The organism is Hartmannibacter diazotrophicus, assembly GCF_900231165.1.
Classification (GTDB): Bacteria; Pseudomonadota; Alphaproteobacteria; order Rhizobiales; family Pleomorphomonadaceae; genus Hartmannibacter; species Hartmannibacter diazotrophicus.
Window position 1 is genome coordinate 3,631,911 of sequence record NZ_LT960614.1, and the last position, 14,513, is coordinate 3,646,423.

Sequence of the window (14,513 nt, forward strand, 5' to 3'; positions counted from 1 at the left end):
TTGCAGATGGAGGAGGGGAATTCCCTTCCCTCAATAGGCCACCGGCTTGTCGATGAGATGCTTGTGGCTGCCGAGCTTGCCATTGGCGACCATCGACCCGAGCGCCTCGACGATCACGCGGGTGCCGAAGAGCGCCGTGATGTCCGAGGTGTCGTAGGGCGGACTGACCTCGACGACCTCGAGGCCGCAAAGGCCTTCCGCAGCGACGAGACCGAGGATCTTCAGCGCCTCGCGCGGCAGGAAGCCGCCCGGTTCCGGCCAGCCGGTGCCCGGCACGAAGCCGCAGTCGATGCTGTCGACGTCGAAGGAGATATAGACCGCGTCGGCATCCTTCCAGGCGAGTTCGAGGGCGATCTCGGCGGTCTTTTCCAGGCCGATCCGCTCGATATCGTCGATCGTCAGCACATTGGTGTTGCGTTCGCGCCCGACCTTCACGCCGTCGCGCGGCACCTGCCAGCCGCCGATACCGAGCTGGACGAGGTTCGTCGCCGGCACGTTCGGCATGTTGGTCGCCCAGAACCACGGCGTCGTGTGCATCCGCTCGTCGAGATCCTTTTCCTGGATGTCGATGTGGCGGTCGAAGTGGATAATGCCGATCTTCTTCGAGGTGCACTCGGCGATGCCGCGCACGCAGGGAAAGCCGATGGAGTGGTCGCCGCCGATCATCACCGGCAGCGCGCCAGACGAGAAGACATGCGCGACGCCGCGCGTGATCTGGTCGAAGCTCTTTTCCAGGTTGCCCGGGATCGTGAAGACGTCGCCGGCATCGCACAGCGTCATCTGTTCGCGCAGGTCGACGCCCATCTCGTAGTTGTAGGGCGTATAGAGCGCGGAGATGCGGCGCACGCCCTGCGGCCCGAAGCGGGTGCCGGGGCGGTAGGTCGTGCCGCTGTCGAAGGGAATGCCGAGGACGGCGGCGTCGTATTTGGCGACGTCGCGGACGTTCTCCACGTATGGCGCCTTGAGGAAGGTGTTGATGCCGGCGAAATGCGGCAGTTCCCCGCGCGCAAAGGTCGGGATCGACTTGTCGGTGAGGCTTTCCGCCCCCGGCAGGCCCATCTCCAGCGCCCACTTGCGCTCGCGCGCCCAGCCCTTGCCGGAAAGCTCGGCCTCGGCCTCCAGCGCCCTCCAACCCTGGGTCTCCAGCTTGTTGAAATCGGGATGGTGGCGGCGGGACCGCCCGGCCACCTTGGTGATGCCGGCCCTTTTGGCTTGACGGACGGGACCATGCGACATCATGCAACGCTCCTTGCTTCTTCTTGGGCCTCGGTAACCGGAGGCAGCGGTTTGGAAAATCCGAGAACCGGGACAGCGGAGCCCGGATCGAGGTCAAAGTCGTAGGTGATCTTGGCGCCATAGCGGCCGGGGGCCTGCGGATCGACGCGCGGCTTGTCGAAGGCGACGACCCGCGTGCCGAGCCCGAAGGCTTCCTTCAGGTCGTGGGTGACCATGATCACCGTCATGCCGCAGTCTTTCCAGATCGGCTTGATGAGGGCATGCATCTGCGCCCGCGTGCCGGGGTCAAGCGCACCGAAGGGCTCGTCCAGCAGCAGAACCTTCGGCCTTTTCGCAATGGCCTGGGCAATGGCCAGACGCTGCATCTGGCCACCGGACAGCAGCGAGGGATATTTGCCGCCATGTTCGCCGAGCCCCACTTCCTCGATCAGCCCGCGCGCCTCTTCGAGCGCGGCGCGGCGGCGTGCGCCGAAGAGTTTGCCAAGGAAGGGACTTGCCGAGAATTCGAAGGCGGCCAGGACATTTTCGAGCGCGGTCAGGTGCGGAAAGACGGAATAGCGCTGGAAGACGACGCCACGGTCGGGACCCGGCTCACCGGGCAGCGGCTCGCCGTCGAGCAGAATCTGCCCCCGTGTCGGCCGCTCCTGCCCCAGCACCATGCGCAGGAAGGTGGACTTGCCGCAGCCGGAGGGACCGACGACCGACAGGAACGCACCCGAGGGAATTTCGAGGTTCAGACCCTCGATGACGATCTGGTCGCCATATTCCATCCAGACATCGCGGACCGAGATCGCACTCATCAGCGGGCCTCCTGCACGTAGGCCCAGGGGAAGCCCCAGCGGGCGAGCCGCGCAAGAGCGAAATCGAGCACATAGGCGATCAGCGTGATCCAGGCGACATAGGGCAGGATGGTGTCCATGGCGAGGTAGCGCCGGACGAGAAAGATACGGTAGCCAAGGCCGTTCTCCGCCGCGATGGCCTCGGCCGAAATGAGAAACAGGAAAGCCGGCCCGAGCGACAGGCGAAGCGCTTCCAGAAGCCTTGGAAAGGTCTGGGGCAGCGCCACCCGAAGCGTCGTCTGCCAGGTGGAGGCGCCGAGCGTCTGCGCCTTGATCATCTGCTCGCGCGGAATGGCCCCCACGGTCATCGCAAGATCGCGCATCAGGAAGGGCGTGATGCCGATGACGATCAGCATCACCTTGGACAATTCGCCAAGGCCGAAGACGATGAACAGCACCGGCAGGATCGCCATCGGCGGGATCATGGACAACACCGCGACCAGCGGCCCGAGGCCGGCGCTTGCCGTCGGCAGCATGCCGAGAAGAAGACCGAAGCCGAGGCCGATGGCCGCGGCAAAGCCGAGCCCGAGACCCAGCCGCTGCAGACTGGCTGCCGTATCGGCCCAAAGCACCAGCGTGCCCGACCGCTTGTCCGGCTCCGTGGCAAGCCGTGTCACGGTCGTCGCCATTTCGGAAACCGGTGGCAACAGCTTGTCGTTCGGGTTCACCGCCCGCCGTTCGGCCGAGCCCGTGACATAGAGGAATGCGATCAGGACGAAGGGGATCAGGGCAAGGAAAAACCGTGCCCCCTTCCCCGGCACGACGTTCATGGCGCGTCGCATCAGCCTGTCTCCTCTTTGGTCAACGGTTCGTTCCATTGGCGATTGAGAGGGAGTGCCAGGGGGCAGCCCCCTCCCATTTCGCCATCAGGCAAGGATGAATGGCCTGGAGAAAGCGATCAGAGCTTTCCTTCGGCGGCCATCTCCATGTAGCTCGGATCGAAGCGCAGCTTCACGTTGCCCTCGTCGCCAAGCACCTTGCCGCCCGGAAAGCCGATGCCGATGACATCGGGGCTCGGAGCGCCATCACCGAGGAGACCATGGTCGAAGGAGAAGGTGCGCACGTGATCCATCGTCGTCACCAGATCCTCGCTCTTGGTGAAGGCGACCGCATCGGCAGCGCTGGAGAAGAGCTTGGTGGCGGCAAGCTGCGCGTCGTAGCCGGCCATGTCCGTGCCCGACATCTCGCCCATCGCGGCCCTTGCCTTCTGGCCCGCTTCCGCCTGGTCGATGACCAGCGCCATGGTCTCATACCAGGCCCCGGCGAGAGCCTTGCCGAAATCGGGGTTGTCCTTCAGCGTCTCCGTGTTGACGGCGAGCATGTCGATGATCTCGCCCGGGATCTGGGAGGAGTTGAAGACCTCGGTCGCACCCGGCTCGGCCTTCACCTCGGCCAGCAGCGGGTTCCAGGTCACGACCGTCGTCGTCTCGGGCGCCTTGAAGGCGGCGACCATGTCCGCGTCGGACGTGTTGACGACCGTCAGGTCCTTCTCCGAAAGGCCGGCCGTATCGAGCGCGCGGGCGAGCAGATAGTGCGACACCGAAAGCTCGACCAGATTGACGGTCTCGCCCTTGAGGTCCGCCACCGACTTCGCGGTCTTGGAGACGATGCCGTCGTTGCCGTTGGAGAAGTCGCCGACGATGAGCGCCGTGGTGTCGACGCCGCCGGCCGCCGGGATCGTCAGCGCATCCATGTTCGTCACCGTCACGCCGTCGAATTTGCCGGCCGTGTACTGGTTGATGGACTCCACATAATCGTTGATCTGCGTGACGTTGATCGTGAGGCCGTATTTGTCGGCCCATTTCTTCACGATGCCTGCGTCCGCCGCATAGGGCCACGGCATCCAGCCGACGTAGATCGTCCAGGCGATGTTGAATTCCTTCTTCGCCTCGGCCGCCGCCGGGGTCATGCTCGCCGCAAGCCCGATGGCAAGACCTGTCGCGGCGAGAGTGAAGGATCGGGCGAAGCTGGAAAATGTCTTGGTGCGCATACGGCTGCTCCCCTCGTCGTAAAGGTCTGGAGCTCACGCGGCGCTGCTCAAGGTTTGGAAATCACGGCACACGGGATCTCCAAAGCAACGATATCGCTGCATGAGCCTCCCGGGCTTTTGTCCCGCCGTGGACCCGTCGGATGTCTCTCCGGCGGGGCGTTTCTCTCGGACCAGCCGTGCCGCAATGCTTCGATTGCCTGCACCGGAACCCTAGAAACTTCCCGAAGTATAGGGCCGCCCCACCAAATCGAAAGCCGCAAGTCTGTGCAAGGGAGGTCAAATAATAATCTCTCTGCCCATAATTTATACGCATCACAAATCCGCCATCGATTGATGTAAAGAAATCTGCGTAGAGTGAGTGATCGGGAAATCGAACCTGAGGCCGAGACGAGATCGGATCAAATTTTCCGAATATTGTTCTGCATCCCGGCGCAATCTAGTCTTTCCAGACTTGAATTTAATGTCGGCTGAATTGCCGAAACAGGCGGAATTCACCGGCAAGTCCGCGCTCAGGCAGCCCTCTCGCGGGCGAACTCTCGGACAGCCATGCAGATTGTTTGACGAAACGATCCGCCCGAATTTCCTGTCAGCGCACGGAAGCGGCGCACGCCATGCCTTCAACGGGAGTTGCGACGTGAGTGAAACCGCCCCCAACGTGCTGATGATCTACCCGGCCTTCAACGGGTCGTCCTTCTGGAACTATCGCAGCACCTGCGAAATGGTGGGCGCCAGATACGTCGCGCCGCCACTTGGCCTGATGACGGTCGCGGCCTTGTTGCCACCGACCTGGCCAGTCCGGCTCGTCGACCTGAATGTCGCGACGCTGGAAGAGCCCGATCTCGCCTGGGCGGACATGGTGATGATCGGGGGGATGCTGCCGCAGCAGGCCGCCGCATTGCGATTGCTGGAGATGTGCCGCAGCCGGGGGATCGTCACCGTGGTTGGCGGACCGGACGCCACGTCCAGCCCGGACCGCTACGAAGCGGCGAGCTTCCGGGTCCTTGGCGAGGCGGAAAGCATCATCGGCGAGTTCGTGCAAGCCTACGAGGATGGCGCGCGAAGCGGCACCTTCGAAGCGCCGAAGTTTCAGGCCGATGTGACCACAACGCCCATTCCGCGCTTCGATCTCATCGATTTCTCGAACTATCTCGAAGTGAATATCCAGTTTTCGCGTGGCTGCCCGTTCACCTGCGAATTTTGCGACATCATCGAACTTTATGGCCGGAAGCCCCGTACGAAGACGGTCCCCCAGATCCTTGCCGAGCTGCAGCGTCTCCATGACCTCGGCTATCGCGGTCATGTCGATTTCGTCGATGACAACCTCATCGGCAACAAGAAGGCGCTCAAGGCCCTCCTGCCCCATCTGATCGACTGGCAGACGCGCCACAACCGGCCCTTCGAGCTTTCGACCGAGGCCTCTTTGAATCTGGCGGACGACGACGCTTTGCTCGAACTGATGGCGCAAGCCGGATTTTTCGCCGTCTTCATCGGGATCGAGAGCCCGGATCCAGACGTTCTCAACGCCACGCGCAAGAAGCAGAACACCCGCCGCGACATCGCGGCAAGCATCCAGAATATCTACGACAAGGGGATGTTCGTCATCGCCGGATTCATCATCGGCTTTGACGAGGAAAGCAGCAAGGCGGGCAAGGAAATCGGGGCGCTGATCGAGGAGGCGGCGATGCCTGTCGCGATGGCCGGCCTGCTCTACGCCCTGCCGAACACGCAGTTGACCCGTCGCCTGCGCCGCGAAGGCCGGCTGCATACGCAGCACTCCGTCGACCTCGATGACGGGCTCGACGATCAATGCACCTCGGGGCTGAATTTCGTCACGCAGCGACCGCGCGCCGAAGTGCTGGCTGACTATCGCGCCCTCGTCGACCGCATCTACCGGCCGGAGGCATATTTCGCCCGCGTGCGCTCCGTCGTGCGCCGGATCGACACCTCAAGGCCGAACGGATCGCTCATGTCAGGCGATTTTCGCAAGGATACGATACAGGCCCTGCGCCTGTTTTACGCCTTCACTGTCCGCTTTCCGGCCTGGCGTGGGCTTTTCTGGGTAACGGTCGCGGACTGTCTGATCCGCAATCCCAAGAGCCTGAAGCCGGCGCTGCGGATGATCGCCCTCTTCGTCCATCTCGGGCCGTTCTCGCGCTTCGTTTCCACAGAGATCGGCCGTCAGGTCGACGATCTGTCGAAGGGCGATTGGGTCGAGCCGATGCTTGCGGCGGCCGAATAGCCCGGCCGCCGCAAGACATACTCTTTAGCTCGCGATCTTGGCCGCGATCTTGGCCACATGCGCGCCCTGGAAGCGGGCGGCATCGAGCTCCACGGCCGACGGCATGCGGGAGCCGTCGCCGTCGGTGATCGTCGAGGCGCCGTAGGGCGAACCGCCCTTGATCTCGTCGACGCCCATCTGGCCCTGGAAGGAATAGGGCAGACCGACAACCACCATGCCGTGATGCATCAGCGTCGGGATAAAGCCGAGCAGCGTCGACTCCTGGCCGCCATGCTGCGTGGCCGACGACGTGAAGACGGAACCGACCTTGCCGACCAGCTTGCCCTGGAACCAAAGGCTCCCGGTCTGGTCGATGAAGTTGCGCATCTGCGACGCGACGGTGCCAAAGCGCGTGCCGGCGCCAAAGATGATGGCGTCGTAGTCCGACAGCTCGTCGACGGTCGCGATTGGCGCGTCCTGGTCGAGCTTGAAATGAGACGCCTTGGCGACCTCCTCCGGCACGAGTTCCGGAACGCGCTTGATCGTCACATCGGCGCCTTCCGACGCCGCGCCTTCAGCGACGGCCTTGGCCATCGCCTCGATGTGCCCATAGGCCGAATAATAGAGAACGAGAACCTTTGCCATAATGCCTCCATCGACGTTCGATTGGTTCGTTGGCAGGCATATAGGCTTATTGGCGGTGACGTCAGCCACCTATGCATGGACTGACTGTTTACGAAAAACGCGCCAATCAAACAGGTTTGATGAAATTGACACTCTGAGAAGACTGCGGAAGGAGGCTGCTCCCGCGCCGGCCTGAACAGTGCGCCAGTTGCAGCACCGGTCGAAGCGCAGTGCGATCCGGGCCCTTCGGACACGGTCGCGGAAACGGCGGGCGATCAACTTCCGAAGCCGGCCTGAACGAAAAATGCCGCGGAGCGAACTCCGCGGCATCTCGATTGTCGTTGAACCGATCGGGTCGATCAGGCCGAAGCTTCGCCCGGCGTGCCGCCCTTGCCCTTGATGTTGTTGATCAGGGACGAGATCACCGGCCAGAAGAGCATGAAGAGAGCGAGCGTGACGATCGAACCAACCAGCCAGTTGGAGAAAAAGATCGACATGTCGCCTTCGGAAACCAGCATCGCCTGACGGAAGCCGTTTTCGGCATTGGCACCGAGAACAAGAGCCAGAACCATCGGAGCGAGCGGGTAGTTGCACTTCTTGAAGAGGTAACCGATTACGCCGAAGACCATCATCACCGAGATGTCCAGGAGCGCGTTGTTCACCGTGTAGGCACCGATCGCACAGATCACGAGGATGATCGGCGCAATGATCGAGAACGGAATGCGCAGGATCGACGCGAAGATCGGAACCGTCGTCAGCACCACGATCAGGCCGGCGATGTTGCCGAGGTAGATCGAGGCAATGAGACCCCAGACGAAGTCCTTCTGCTCAACAAAGAGCAGCGGGCCGGGCTGGAGACCCCAGATCAGCAGACCGCCGAGCAGAACCGCGGCAGTGGGCGAACCCGGGATGCCGAGGGTGAGCATCGGAAGCAGGGCCGACGTACCGGCCGCGTGAGCGGCGGTTTCCGGGGCGACGACGCCTTCCAGTTCACCGGTGCCGAACTTGTCGCCGTTCTTCGAGAAGCGCTTGGCAAGGCCGTAGCTCATGAAGGAGGCCGGAGTCGCGCCACCGGGAGTGATGCCCATCCAGCAGCCGACGATGGCACCGCGGATCGAGGTGACCCAGTACTTCGGCAGGATCTTCCAGGTCTGCCAGACAACCGTCGGGCTGATCTTGGCATCCTTGCCGCGGAAGGCGAGGCCCTCTTCCATGGTCAGCAGAATTTCGCCGACGCCGAAGAGACCGATAACCGCGATCAGGAAGTCAAAGCCACGCAGCAGTTCGACCGTACCGAAGGTCATGCGCAGTTCGCCCGTCACGCCGTCCATGCCGACGCAGGCCAGAGCGAAGCCCAACATCATGGCCGACAAGACCTTGAATGGCGGCTCTTTGCCCATACCTACGAAGGAGCAGAAGGTCAGCAGGTAGACGGAGAAGAACTCGGCCGGACCGAACCGCAAGGCGAAGCTGGCGATCAGCGGGGCAAGGAAGGTCAGGACGACGGTGGCGATGAACGCACCGATGAAGGACGACGTGAACGCCGCCGTCAGCGCTTGGCCCGCCTGGCCCTTTTGAGCGAGCGGGAAGCCGTCGAAGGTGGTTGCCACCGACCAGGGTTCGCCCGGGATGTTGAACAGGACCGACGTGATAGCGCCGCCGAACAAGGCTCCCCAGTAGATGGAGGAGAGCATGATGATCGCGGACGTGGGGTCCATCGAGAAGGTCAGGGGCAACAGAATGGCAACGCCGTTGGCGCCGCCGAGGCCCGGGAGCACACCGATGAGAACGCCCAGGAAAACGCCGATGAACATGTAGACGATGTTCATCGGATCGGCCAAGACGCCGAACCCGTGCATCAGGGAAAAGAACGCGTCCAAGGGAGGATCCTCCGTTAGGTATTTCTTCCTTGGAGCCTGACGGTAAGAAGGCTTCTAAGCGGCCTTTTGTCGGCTCCAAGTCTTCGAGTCACTTGAATTGACGTTGGCATATTTTTGGCATGCCAGCGATTTTCGCAAAATTTTTTGGCCGCGTGCCGGAACACTGCTGCAGCACCAGACGTTTCAGTGTGAAAGACTGGTACGGTTCCACGAGCCTTCTGCGTGCCTGTCGCCAGACGAACGGATAAGCTCTTGCAAAGCCCGGCGAAACCATTCTTCGGCAAACCTGACAGGCATCAAAATTTCGATTGATGTCATGAAGTCTGAAGAACTGTGGAACGTCAGGACAGTGTCAACGGCGGGCGACGCGCGGTCGCCGTTTTCGATCAGTAACCGAGAGCAGCTTCCAGGGGACCCTTCGGCAGGGGAACCAGGAACCAGACCTCGAACAGCACGAACATGAACAGCGGCACGCCAATCGACACCGGCACGACCTTGTAGATCGGATACTTGCCGAGATAGATCATGAAGAAGCCGATGAAGATGGCCGACGACACGTAGATGCCGATGTAGCCGATGGTGGCAACGTAGACGACCGCAGGAATGAAAACCTGCAGGATCTGCTTGAGCTGCTGGCGCTCAACGAACGTCTCAAGACCGACTTTGCTGTGACGAAGCGTGTTGATGAAGGTTCCCGCGCTGGTGACCAGCAGGATCACGCCGATCCAGAAGGGGAAATAACCAGCCTCCGGTCCGTCGAAGGCCCAACCGGCACCCGTCTTCCAGTTGTCGTACATGACCACGAGCGCCACGACCATCAACAGCGCGGCCACAAACAACTCGACTGATCTGTGCGAGACGGTGTGCTCGCTCTTTTCATTAACCTCGTGAGCCATTGACGCCCCCGATCCCTTTTATCTTGCTGAAGATTTTGGCCATACCCGATCGGCATGGTTCGCCTCCGGCCGTTGCGGCCGGAGGCGGAAGACTGCGAGGGCAGCTTACTTCTTGAGGAAGCCGGCCTTGTCCATCAGGTCGTGATGAGTCGCTTCGGCCTTCTCGAGCCAGGCGTGGTACTCTTCACCCTTCATGAAGGACGTGTTGAACGCGCCCTTGGCCATGAAGTCCTTCCATTCCGGGGTCTCGCGGACCTTCGAGAGGACGTCCACGTAGTAGTCGACCTGCTCCTGGCTCACGCCCGGGGGCATCATGATGCCGCGAAGCATGAGGTACTCGATCGGAAGACCGGCCTCGGTGCAGGTGGGGATGTCACCCCACGACATGTCGGCGGTGACCTTGTCGGTGAGCTGGACACGCTGCGAGTCGAAGACGCAGAGCGGACGCAGTTCACCCGCGCGCCACTGCGACACGGCCTCGATCGGGTTGTTGACCGACGAGGTGATGTGGTTGCCGACGAGCTGCGCCGCCACCGTTCCACCGCCCTTGTAGGGAACGTAGGTGAACTTGGCGCCGGTGTTCTGCTCGATGGCAGCGGTGATGATCTGGTCTTCCTGCTTGGAGCCGGTGCCGCCCATCTGGAACTTCGACGGTCCGCCTTCCTTGACGGCGTCGATGTATTCCGCGGGGGTCTTGTAGGGCGACTGCGCGTTCACCCACAGGATGAACTCGTCGAGAGCCATCATCGCAACCGGGGTCAGGTCCTTCCAGGAGAAGGGAACGCCCGTCGCCATCGGGGTGGTGAACACGTTCGAAAGGGTGATGATGATCTTGTCGGGGTTGCCTTCGGACGACTTCACATCAAGGAAGCCTTCCGCACCGGAACCACCGCCACGGTTGATGACCACCAGCGGCTGCGACATCAGATTGTGCTTCTGAATGACGCCCTGAATCATGCGGGCCATCTGGTCGGCACCGCCGCCGGAACCAGCCGGCACGATGAATTCAACCGTTTTATCTGGCTCCCAAGCCAGAGCAGGCGTCGCCACGGTCCCCAGGGCAAAGGCACCCACGGCGGCAACCCCAGCCAGGAATGAAGACACGGTCTTCTTCATAAAATTTCCTCCCGTTCGATTCTAACGGATGTTTTTCTAATTTCGCCAACGATCGAGCCGCCGGACGTCTGGCATAATGTATGGCAGAGACATCCAAATCAACTAGATTTCTTCTATCCGGGGGCCAACGATGCCTGTTTCTGACTGATTTCGTCTCGCCTCGGGCCACTGCTTCGGCACCGCAAAACACCAACAAGACTCAATCTGATCAAAAGGATACCGAAACCGCCCTCACTTTGACTTCAATCCGAGTGACCGCGAAGAAAAATAGTTGCTGCGTTGCACCATCGTTGTAAATTCATCTGATCACGCAACAACTGCTACAGGCGTGACCGACGCGAAATCCATCCCCGCAAGGCACCATTGCCTTGCTCGTCATGATTATCTCGCCCTTGGTGCACACCCACAACGACCAAAGGGTTTTCAAATCGCGACGTATGAGCACATTGCGGCTAAATATCTATAAATTCAATCGTTTTAGCGAAATTGAATACCAGTTTTCCCGGAAACGTTAATGCATCTTGCGAGCGCGCGTCATGGCAATCCTCCCCTGCCAGCGGCTTCCGGGCGGCCTCGCGCGGCGCGCCCGCCGTCGTCGGCCCAGGCGGAACCGGCGGAAAACGGGGCCATCGTCGATTCGGCTTTGTCCGTCGCCCCGGCGGCGCGTTTGCGCACTCGGGGACGCCTCTCCGTCCCGGCGGTCCGGCCTTTCATGCCGGCCGATGGACGAGACATCTCGCAGGGCCGATCGTCGGCCACCGGCAGAGCGTTGCCTCCCCTCCCCCTCACGCGAATTACCCTGCCCGGCTTCGCAATTCCCCACCCGACGCGCCGGTCTGCACCCTGTCAGGGTCGGTCAGGTTTAAGTCTGGCATGCCAATTAAATGCCGGTTTATATTTTCATATCCTCCATTGCCCCAAGGATTCGAAATAAATACCAAATCTCTTGTTTCGCGTTGCACCAATTTTTTCTGAATAAATTCGCATGGATTCTTGTTGGCATAACAAATGCCAAGGTGTTACGGTCCGTGCCGCGGACTAAGCCGCAATGAACAAAACAAAGTCTTAGGGGGAAACATGAAAAGCCTTCTCGCTGCTTGCCTGCTCGCATCAGCCATCGCACTTCCCACCGCTTCCTTTGCGGAGGAAGCAGCCCACGTGAAGCCGGTGACGGATTATGTGACGGCCAACGTGAAGCCTTGGCTTTCCGACCCGGCGGTGATCGAAGCCGTCAAGAAGTCCAACGAGGCACATGCCAAGACCGACTATTTCCAGATCAAGGAAATGGACGATGCCTGGAAGGAGAGCAAAGGCGGTGAGCCCATGGCTGCGCTCATGGCCAACGATCTCTCGACCTTCCTGAAAGCCAAGCGCTCGGAAGCCGGCGATGTCATCACCGAGGCCTTCGTGATGGATGCGGCGGGCCTCAATGTCGGACAGACCGACGGCACCGGCGACTATTTCCAGGGTGACGAGGCCAAGTGGCAGAAGACCTACGCCGCCGGCCCGGATGCCATCTTCATCGATGAAGTCGAGGAAGACGGTGGCAAGAACATTGCCCAGGCAAGCCTCTCGATCTCCGACGGCGGCAAGGCAATCGGCGCCATCACGATCGGGATCGATGTCGACAAGCTGAAGTAAGCGTCACAAGCACGATTCCAGGCGGGCGGGAACGGGGGCGGCGGCCTCGTTTCCGCCCGTCTGTTTTTCAAGGCCGGCAAGATCAGGACCCGCCGGGCGGCGCCCGCAGCCGGATCAGACGCCCCTCGCCTCCACATGGGCGCGGCGCTCGAACTACCAGCCCATGCGTCATTCGATACCTGAAGACTCATGACCTGCATTTCATGCATGGATAATCGTCAGCCATGCACCCACCCGTTCAGGCTCCGGAGCCCGAATTGCCAACCCCTTGATAGCAAGGGGCAATCGGAAGCAAAATCGATTGAAAACCAGAGCAACGCAACGCCTCGAAATCGCGACTTAATGGTTTTAACAGCCTGTTGCCGGGAATGAACTGTCGCCGACGCCAAGCATCATGTATAATCATAGTTATATTTGTTAATATTAGTTCATTGTCTAAAATATATACACAATTTTTTGGATATAGTCGTTTGGAATTCATCCAAGAAACCCGAAATTATGCGGTTTCATCGGATTTTTAATCATAGAAAACCTTTCAGAGCCCAACGGCGACCAGCTGCAGCCTTTCTCTATCCCATCCGGCTCCCCGGTCCGCCCGAAAGTGCGCTGGAATGTGGCATGCCAATACTTCCACTTCGCAGTTGCAGCATGAGATTTTGCGAAGCGAAGAGAGCCGCTAGCTATATGAGATTATTCGATATCAGCCCTGCAAAACTGGCATGCCAGATACCATTGACCACGCGACATGGGTGGCCATATAAGCAGTGCAACAAGGCAGTGATGCTCCCGGCAGAGGAACCAGACGCCTTGAACCGCCAGAAAGGATTTTCGCCATGTCTGCTCATTTCCTCGAGTATGCCACCCTTGCCGTTTCCGTCGCCGGCCTCGCCGCTGTTCTCGCCGAGATCGTCGTCAAGGACGCCCGCCTGCTTCCCGCGATCATCCGCAATGCTCGTGAGATCGCGGCTCCCGCCAAGGATCGCCTGCGCGGCACCAACGTGGCCTTCTCGCATCAGACGCATCTTCCCAATGCGGCCTGAGACCGGCCACTCGCCGAAGAACAAAAGAAAGGCCTCGATCTGCTGATCGAGGCCTTTCTGTTTTCGCCCTTCGCATCCGGCGGGTACACCGCCCCCAAGTGATCTTCCGCCCTCTTGCGGGATGCAGGGTTTGAGACGGACGTGAAAAAGCCCCGTGCCAACGAGTCGGCACGAGGCGTTTGTGGATCAGAGCCAGCCGACGACGAGCGGCGCCACCTCATGCGTTCCACGCCAGATCATGTCGCCGGCGACATAGACGATGATCGCAAGGCCGACATAGGCGATCCAGCGGTGCCGGTTCAAAAGGCCCGCGATGAAGTTCGCGGCAAGCCCCATGAGCGCGATCGAGAGCACAAGCCCGATCACGAGGACCGACGGATGCTCGCGCGCCGCGCCAGCGACGGCAAGCACATTGTCCAGCGACATCGAAACGTCCGCGACGACGATCTGCCAGGCGGCCTGAGCAAACGTCTTCCTCGGCGCGCCGACGCTTCCGGCCGTCGCGATGTCATCCGCGTCGCCGGCATGTTCGGCATCGTGATTGCCGTGCCGCAGTTCACGCCACATTTTCCAGGCAACCCAGAGCAGCAGCAGTCCGCCCGCGAGCAGCAGCCCCACGATCTGCAACAGGACCGTTGTAATGCCGGCAAAGCCGATACGCATCACCGTCGCAGCGCCAATGCCGATCAGGATAGCCTTGGCCCTCTGCTCCTTGGGCAGCCCCGCCGCGGCAAGGCCGATGACGATCGCGTTGTCACCAGCCAGCACCAGATCGATCATGATAACCTGCAGGAGCGCCGTCAGCGCCTCCGGCGAGGTCAGTTCAGCAAGAAGTCCCTCCATGCCAATTCTCCGTGTTCAAGAACAGGGGAGAATGGCCTGCCGTCCTTCGCTGGGATGAAACGGCACCCACACCAACAGGGTCCCGGAATTTGCCAGGGCACCCGATTGGAGAGAGTGCTGCATCCCTTCCTTCCGGCATGAAACTGCAGCGCGTGCGACAACGCGACGCCAACGCTCACCGTGAAAGGCA

The 14,513-nt window shown here is 60.9% G+C and carries 12 protein-coding genes and 1 riboswitch; of the genes, 3 read left to right on the top strand and 9 right to left on the bottom strand.

Going from position 1 to position 14,513, the window contains the following annotated elements; translation table 11 throughout:
- Window positions 1–30 precede the first annotated feature (30 nt).
- The 4 genes from HDIA_RS16950 to HDIA_RS16965 form a co-directional block, all read right to left on the bottom strand.
- Entirely contained in the window at window positions 31–1,236 is a 1,206-nt protein-coding gene (locus HDIA_RS16950; protein ID WP_099558966.1) for an agmatinase family protein, read from the bottom strand.
- Window positions 1,236–2,036 (bottom strand): ABC transporter ATP-binding protein, encoded by an 801-nt coding sequence (locus HDIA_RS16955; RefSeq protein WP_099557238.1) that lies wholly within the window; start codon window positions 2,034–2,036, stop codon window positions 1,236–1,238. The genes HDIA_RS16950 and HDIA_RS16955 overlap by 1 nt, the downstream gene beginning before the upstream one ends.
- Window positions 2,036–2,857 carry an ABC transporter permease gene (locus HDIA_RS16960; protein ID WP_099557239.1) on the bottom strand — a complete coding sequence of 274 codons (822 nt, stop codon included), beginning with the start codon at window positions 2,855–2,857 and terminating at the stop codon, window positions 2,036–2,038. The genes HDIA_RS16955 and HDIA_RS16960 overlap by 1 nt, the downstream gene beginning before the upstream one ends.
- A 116-nt stretch (window positions 2,858–2,973) precedes the next feature.
- Window positions 2,974–4,065, bottom strand: a complete 1,092-nt coding sequence (locus HDIA_RS16965) for a putative urea ABC transporter substrate-binding protein (RefSeq protein WP_099557240.1) — start codon at window positions 4,063–4,065, stop codon at window positions 2,974–2,976.
- 104 nt (window positions 4,066–4,169) lie between these two features.
- Window positions 4,170–4,290, bottom strand: a riboswitch (guanidine-I (ykkC/yxkD leader).
- Window positions 4,291–4,699: 409 nt separating this feature from the next.
- Here HDIA_RS16965 and HDIA_RS16970 point away from each other — a divergent pair.
- The gene (locus HDIA_RS16970; protein ID WP_245883923.1) at window positions 4,700–6,304 is read left to right on the top strand and encodes a B12-binding domain-containing radical SAM protein; all 1,605 of its coding nucleotides are present in this window, start codon (window positions 4,700–4,702) and stop codon (window positions 6,302–6,304) included.
- Between the two features lie 24 nt (window positions 6,305–6,328).
- Here the strand turns inward: HDIA_RS16970 and wrbA are convergent, their stop codons facing one another.
- The 4 genes from wrbA to HDIA_RS16990 form a co-directional block, all read right to left on the bottom strand.
- Window positions 6,329–6,928: an NAD(P)H:quinone oxidoreductase type IV gene (wrbA, locus tag HDIA_RS16975; RefSeq protein ID WP_099557241.1), complete on the bottom strand. Its 600-nt coding sequence runs from the start codon at window positions 6,926–6,928 to the stop codon at window positions 6,329–6,331.
- A gap of 338 nt (window positions 6,929–7,266) precedes the next feature.
- Window positions 7,267–8,766 carry a tripartite tricarboxylate transporter permease gene (locus HDIA_RS16980; RefSeq protein WP_425432952.1) on the bottom strand — a complete coding sequence of 500 codons (1,500 nt, stop codon included), beginning with the start codon at window positions 8,764–8,766 and terminating at the stop codon, window positions 7,267–7,269.
- 407 nt (window positions 8,767–9,173) lie between these two features.
- The gene (locus HDIA_RS16985; RefSeq protein ID WP_099557243.1) at window positions 9,174–9,683 is read right to left on the bottom strand and encodes a tripartite tricarboxylate transporter TctB family protein; all 510 of its coding nucleotides are present in this window, start codon (window positions 9,681–9,683) and stop codon (window positions 9,174–9,176) included.
- Window positions 9,684–9,788: 105 nt separating this feature from the next.
- Window positions 9,789–10,799, bottom strand: a complete 1,011-nt coding sequence (locus HDIA_RS16990) for a Bug family tripartite tricarboxylate transporter substrate binding protein (RefSeq protein ID WP_099557244.1) — start codon at window positions 10,797–10,799, stop codon at window positions 9,789–9,791.
- A 1,077-nt stretch (window positions 10,800–11,876) separates the two neighbouring features.
- On the opposite strand from HDIA_RS16990, the gene HDIA_RS16995 reads away from it, so the two are divergent.
- Both HDIA_RS16995 and HDIA_RS17000 read left to right on the top strand, forming a co-directional pair.
- Entirely contained in the window at window positions 11,877–12,440 is a 564-nt protein-coding gene (locus tag HDIA_RS16995; protein ID WP_099557245.1) for a hypothetical protein, read from the top strand.
- 833 nt (window positions 12,441–13,273) lie between these two features.
- Window positions 13,274–13,480, top strand: a complete 207-nt coding sequence (locus tag HDIA_RS17000; protein WP_099557246.1) for a hypothetical protein — start codon at window positions 13,274–13,276, stop codon at window positions 13,478–13,480.
- A gap of 186 nt (window positions 13,481–13,666) precedes the next feature.
- Here HDIA_RS17000 and HDIA_RS17005 read toward each other — a convergent pair whose 3' ends face one another.
- Window positions 13,667–14,323, bottom strand: a complete 657-nt coding sequence (locus HDIA_RS17005) for a TerC family protein (RefSeq protein ID WP_099557247.1) — start codon at window positions 14,321–14,323, stop codon at window positions 13,667–13,669.
- Between the last annotated feature and the right edge of the window lie 190 nt (window positions 14,324–14,513).